The organism is Photorhabdus sp. RM322S, from assembly GCF_042879395.1.
GTDB classification, from domain to species: domain Bacteria; phylum Pseudomonadota; class Gammaproteobacteria; order Enterobacterales; family Enterobacteriaceae; genus Photorhabdus; species Photorhabdus khanii.
The window spans coordinates 1-1,966 of the sequence record NZ_JBHFKW010000114.1 but is presented as its reverse complement, the minus strand read 5'-3'; the positions used below and the strand labels follow the sequence as shown (position 1 = coordinate 1,966).

1 protein-coding gene is annotated in these 1,966 nt (G+C 57.5%); it reads left to right on the top strand.

What is annotated here, in order from left to right; all coding sequences use genetic code 11:
• On the top strand, positions 1-1,966 hold a 1,966-nt coding region (locus ACGF63_RS22770), incomplete at both ends, for an ImcF-related family protein (RefSeq protein WP_387633357.1).

The following is a 1,966-nucleotide window of genomic DNA, read 5'->3' as shown; positions in this document are numbered from 1 at the left end:
AGATAGCGGTCAGTCGTGAGCGGGCCAGTCAGGCCGGTGACTCGCAACAGTCCTTATCGGCCCGTCTGTTAAGCCAGCAGGCGTTGCAACAGGAGATTGACCGGTTGCAATACCGGGCAGAGACCGGGGCACCCTGGTACAGCCGTTTCGGATTGAATCAGAATGCGGCCCAGCTCAGGGCGTTGTGGCCGGTTTACCAGCACAACAATACGCAGTTGATACGTGATGAAGCCGCTCAGCGTTTGCATCAGCGCCTGACCGAACTGGTCAATCTGCCGCCCGGTAGCCCGCAGCGCCGCAGGTTGATAAAACCGGCTTACAATCAGTTGAAAGCGTATCTGATGATGGCTCAGCCGGAAAAAGCCCAGGCCGCCTTTATGCGCCGGGTGTTGATGGAAAACTGGCCGCAGAGGGCCGGGGTGACCGAAGGCCTGTGGCACAACACCGGGGAGGCATTAGTGACTTTTTATGCGGAGAATTTGCCACGCCACCCGGAGTGGAAAACCAGCGTGGATAAAGGGCTGGTCAGTGAAGTGCGTCAGATATTGCTCAATCAGCTCGGGCAGCGTCAGGCGGAAACGGTGCTGTACCAGAAAATATTGCAACAGGTGGCGCACAGTTACGGCGATTTAAGGCTGGCACAGATGGCCGGGGCTACTGATGCGAGCCGTCTGTTGACCACCGATAAGGTGGTGCCGGGGATGTTTACCCGTCAGGCGTGGGAAGGGCAGGTGCAGAAAGCGATAGAAGCGGTGGTGGCTTCCCGGCAGGAAGAGATTGACTGGGTACTGAGTGACGGTCGTCAACCCGTATTGAAGGCGGTTTCACCGGCGGAGTTGAAAGCCCGATTGACGGAACGTTATTTCACCGATTTCGCCGGGGCGTGGCTGAACTTCCTCAACAGTCTGCGCTGGAATAAAGTGCATAACCTTGCTGATACCATTGACCAGTTAACCGTCATGGCGGATGTGCGTCAGTCGCCGTTGATTGCCCTGATGGACACGCTGGCTTATCAGGGCGAAACCGGCCAGCAGGGGACGGCGTTAACGGATTCGCTGGTGAAGTCGGCACAAAACCTGTTCCAGAAAAATAAGCAGCCGGTGATTGACCCGACTCGTCTTCCATCGGGGCCACTGGATAACGCGTTTGGTCCGTTATTAGCGCTGATGGGCAAAAGTACGGCGGAAAACGGGATGACGGCGGACCCGTCACTCAGTCTGCAAACCTTCCTGACGCGGGTGACGCGGGTGCGGCTGAAACTGCAACAAATTGCCAATACCGATGACCCGCAGGAGAGGATGCAGGCATTGGCGCAGGCGGTGTTTCAGGGGAAAAGTGTGGACCTGACCGACACGCAGTCGTATGGCAGTTTGATGGCGGCCAGTCTGGGGGCGGAATGGCAGGGTTTTGGGCAGGCGGTGTTCGTGCAGCCGTTAACCCAGGCCTGGCAAACCGTGCTGCAACCGTCAGCGGCCAGTCTCAATGCGCAGTGGCAGTCGTCGGTGGTCTCAGACTGGCAGGCTGCTTTTGATGGACGTTACCCGTTTGTCGAGGAACCAAACGAAGCCTCGTTGCCGATGCTGGGGCAGTTTATTCAGGCGGATAGCGGACGGATAGAACAGTTTCTGCGCAGTCAGTTAGGGGGCGTGCTGTATAAAGAGGGTAAACACTGGGGGGTGGATGAAGTGAACAGTCAGGGGCTGCATATTAACCCGGCGTTTTTAACCGCGATAAATCAACTGAGTCAGGTCTCGGATGTGCTGTTTGCTAACGGCAGCGAGGGGATACGATTTGAATTGCGGGCGAAACCGGCGCGGGATGTGGCGGAAACGGACCTGACGATAGACGGGCAAAGGTTGCGTTACTTTAACCAGAGGGAGAGCTGGCAGCGTTTGCGCTGGCCGGGGGACAGTGATAACCCCGGCGTGGTGCTGACGTGGACGAGTGTGAACACCGGGGCGAGAGT